This window comes from Streptomyces aurantiacus JA 4570, from assembly GCF_000414115.1.
GTDB classification, from domain to species: domain Bacteria; phylum Actinomycetota; class Actinomycetes; order Streptomycetales; family Streptomycetaceae; genus Streptomyces; species Streptomyces aurantiacus_A.
This window is the reverse complement of the sequence record NZ_AOPZ01000260.1, coordinates 1-3,497: the sequence shown is the minus strand read 5'-3', so window position 1 is coordinate 3,497 and position 3,497 is coordinate 1. Positions and strand designations below refer to the sequence as shown.

At 71.7% G+C, this 3,497-nt stretch carries 6 protein-coding genes; 4 read left to right on the top strand and 2 right to left on the bottom strand.

The window, feature by feature from the left end; all coding sequences use genetic code 11:
- Positions 1-196, bottom strand: a 196-nt coding sequence (locus STRAU_RS24120; protein WP_037661545.1) for a DUF4439 domain-containing protein, incomplete at its 3' end; no start/stop codon positions are given.
- A 41-nt stretch (positions 197-237) separates the two neighbouring features.
- Positions 238-789 (bottom strand): hypothetical protein, encoded by a 552-nt coding sequence (locus tag STRAU_RS24115; RefSeq protein WP_016642999.1) that lies wholly within the window; start codon positions 787-789, stop codon positions 238-240.
- 339 nt (positions 790-1,128) lie between these two features.
- Between STRAU_RS24115 and rimP the strand changes: the two genes are divergently transcribed.
- From rimP to STRAU_RS24095, 4 genes are all read left to right on the top strand, one after another.
- Complete coding sequence (gene rimP / locus STRAU_RS24110; RefSeq protein WP_016642998.1) at positions 1,129-1,665, top strand: ribosome maturation factor RimP; 537 nt, start codon at positions 1,129-1,131, stop codon at positions 1,663-1,665.
- Between the two features lie 2 nt (positions 1,666-1,667).
- A complete protein-coding gene (nusA, locus tag STRAU_RS24105; protein WP_016642997.1) occupies positions 1,668-2,675 on the top strand; it encodes a transcription termination factor NusA in 1,008 nt (335 codons plus the stop codon).
- 102 nt (positions 2,676-2,777) lie between these two features.
- Entirely contained in the window at positions 2,778-3,077 is a 300-nt protein-coding gene (locus tag STRAU_RS24100; RefSeq protein WP_078621435.1) for a YlxR family protein, read from the top strand.
- A 145-nt stretch (positions 3,078-3,222) separates the two neighbouring features.
- A partial coding sequence (locus STRAU_RS24095) for a translation initiation factor IF-2 N-terminal domain-containing protein (RefSeq protein WP_037661541.1) occupies positions 3,223-3,497 on the top strand: 275 nt, incomplete at its 3' end.

Below are 3,497 nucleotides of genomic sequence, written 5' to 3'. Positions count from 1 at the left end.
GCTCGTCGCGGCGGGCGCGATGCGCGTCGTACGCCGTGCGGGCCTCCGCGCGGCGCCCGTCGCCGACCCGGCCGCCGACGACCCCGTAGCCGTACACAGCCGCGTGCTCGGCCCGCAGCGCCGCCTGCAGCGCGTTCAGTTCGTTCTTGGACCCGTCCTTCGAGTCGTCCTTCGGGTCGTCCTCCGACCGGCGCACGGCGGCGGCCTCGGCCGCCTGGGCCCGGGTGCTCCCTGTGCTCACTTGTCGTCCTCCGTCAGCAAGTAGGCGTGCGCGGCACCAGCCGCCGCGACCGAGGCCAGCAGCCGGGCGAGTTCGGCGGGCGCGTCGACGAGCTCCTTGCCGCGCCGCCCGGCCAGCTCCCGCTCGGCCGCCGCCAGGAACCGCAGGGCGCCCCGCGGGTCGTCCGGCACGGAGACCGGGGCGGGGGAGCCGCCGGGGCGGCGGGACGTGGGCGATCCCTCGGGGCGCGGGGACCCGGGGGACTTGCGGGACGCCGTCCCGCCGAACGCCTTCTCGTGCCGCGCCACCTCCGCCCGCAGCGGCCGCAGCCGGTCCGCGAGCGGGGCGTGGGCCGCGAGCACGGCGTCGTACTGCCGCAGCAGCCCGGCGCTGTCCCGCGCCGCACGCGCGCGCAGCTTCTTGTCGGCGGCCGGGCGGCCGTCGCCGCTGTCGCCGGAGCCGGAGCACCCGGCGAGCAGCGTGGTGCCGGCCGCGCCGGCGGCCCCGGTCAGCAGGCTCCTTCGGCGCGGGCCCGGGCGGGACCACGAAGGGGTGAGATACGACGGCACGGCAGACGTCCTCGGAAAGGTTGGCCGCGAGGGCACGAAGGGCGGGGGCGAGAAGGAGGGCGGGGCCCTCGGACGACGGGCGGGGGTGGGCGCGGGCCCGGTGAGAGTGGTGGGCGCGGGCCGGGTGATCACCGTACCTGCGCACTGTCCTCGTACGCGCGATCGGCTCGTACCCGGGTCGTGCTCGGGTGGCGCCCGTTCGTGCCCGGACCTGCCCACGCCGCACCCGCCGTGCGAAGCGCGGCCGCCGGTGGACGGCAACACCCTCCCGGACCGGATACCCTTTGACCTGACACGCGACGATCCCACAACAGCACACGCGGCCGAGGAGTCACCCGGATGAGCACCACCCAGAGCGAGAGGCTGCGAGAACTGCTGGAACCGCTCGTACGCTCCCAGGGCCTCGATCTCGAAGAGATCGCAGTGGACTCGGTCGGGCGCAAGCGTGTGCTGCGCGTGGTCGTCGACTCCGACACCGGCGCCGATCTGGACGCCGTCGCCGATGTGAGCCGCGTGCTCTCGGCCGAGCTCGACGAGTCGGACGTCATGGGCCAGGGGGAGTACACCCTGGAGGTCGGCACCCCCGGCGCCGAGCGCGCCCTCACCGAGCACCGCCACTACGTACGCGCCACGCACCGTCTGGTGAAGTTCCAGCTCACCGAGGGCGACGAAATCGTCGCCCGGATCCTGGCCGTGGACGAGGACGGCCTCGACCTCGAAGTGCCGGGCGTGAAGGGCCGCAAGCCCACCGCCCGCAGGCTCGCCTTCGCCGACATCGCCAAGGCGCGGGTCCAGGTGGAGTTCAACCGCAAGGCCGACGGCGACGACGGCAACGACGGCAACGACAAGAACATGAAGGAAGAGGAGGAGGCGTAGCCGTGGACATCGACATGAGTGCCCTGCGGGGTCTGGTACGGGAGAAGGAGATCTCCTTCGACCTGCTGGTCGAGGCGATCGAGTCGGCCCTCCTCATCGCCTACCACCGCACCGAGGGAAGCTTCCGGCGCGCACGCGTGAAGCTGGACCGCGACAGCGGCCATGTGACGGTGTGGGCGACGGAGGACCCGGCGGACCTCGAAGAGGGCCAGGAGCCCAAGGAGTTCGACGACACCCCGTCCGACTTCGGCCGGATCGCCGCCTCCACCGCCAAGCAGGTCATCCTGCAGCGGCTGCGCGACGCCGAGGACGACGCGACCCTCGGCGAGTACGCGGGCCGTGAGGGCGACATCGTCACCGGTGTCGTCCAGCAGGGCCGCGACCCGAAGAACGTCCTTGTCGACATCGGCAAGCTGGAGGCGATCCTGCCGGTGCAGGAGCAGGTGCCGGGCGAGGAGTACCCGCACGGCATGCGTCTGCGCAGCTACGTGGTGCGGGTCGCGAAGGGCGTGCGCGGCCCGTCCGTGACCCTCTCGCGCACCCACCCGAACCTGGTGAAGAAGCTGTTCGCGCTGGAGGTCCCCGAGATCGCCGACGGGTCGGTGGAGATCGCCGCCATCGCGCGCGAGGCCGGGCACCGCACCAAGATCGCGGTCCGCTCGACCCGCTCCGGCCTCAACGCCAAGGGCGCCTGCATCGGCCCCATGGGCAGCCGCGTGCGCAATGTCATGGGCGAGCTCAACGGCGAGAAGATCGACATCGTGGACTGGTCCGAGGACCCGGGCGACATGGTGGCGCACGCGCTGTCCCCGGCCCGCGTCAGCAAGGTCGAGATCGTCGACCTGGCCGGCCGCTCCGCCCGCGTGACCGTGCCGGACTACCAGCTCTCGCTGGCGATCGGCAAGGAGGGCCAGAACGCCCGCCTCGCCGCCCGCCTCACCGGCTGGCGGATCGACATCCGGCCGGACACCGAGCAGCCCGAGCAGTCCGAGCACGGCTCCGGGGCCTGATCGCACCACGGCTCCTGAGCCTGATCGCGTACTGATCAAGACAACAGCCGTTCGATTTTTGCCCCAAAGGGGTGAGGTCGGTACGGGGAGGTAGACTTAAGCGTGTCTGGCCGGACGCATGCCCGAGCATGCCCTGAGCGCACGTGTGTGGGGTGCCGGGAGCGAGCGGCCAAGAGTGAGCTGCTGCGCATCGTGGCGGTCGAGGGCGTCTGCGTCCCCGACCCAAGCGGTACGCTGCCCGGCCGGGGTGCGTATGTACACCCCGCCCTGGTCTGTCTTGACCTGGCGCTCCGCCGCCGGGCGTTCCCGCGGGCCTTCCGGGTCCAGGGGCCGCTCGACACCGCGGAACTGCGCGGGAATGTCGAGACAGCCGAGACCGTTGCCCAGCAGGCAACACCGTAAGACGTGCCGCGCGGATCCCCGTGCGGCCCTGGTACCTCGCGAGTTGGAAGTAGGTCGAGATTGCGATGAGCACTCGATGAGTACGCGATGAGTACGCCCATGAAGTAGCGACGGTCCGGCGTAACCCGGACCTAAAAGGAGCGAAGTGGCTAAGGTCCGGGTATACGAACTCGCCAAGGAGTTCGGGGTAGAGAGCAAGGTCGTCATGGCCAAGCTCCAAGAACTCGGTGAATTCGTACGTTCGGCGTCCTCGACGATCGAGGCGCCGGTAGTACGCAAACTGACTGACGCATTGAACCAGGGCGGTGGCAACGGCAAGTCCGCCGCCAAGCCCGGCGCGCCGCGCAAGCAGGCCGCCCCCAAGCCGGCGACCCCGGCGTCCCCCTCTCCCGCGCAGGCCGCGCGTCCGGCTGCTCCGAA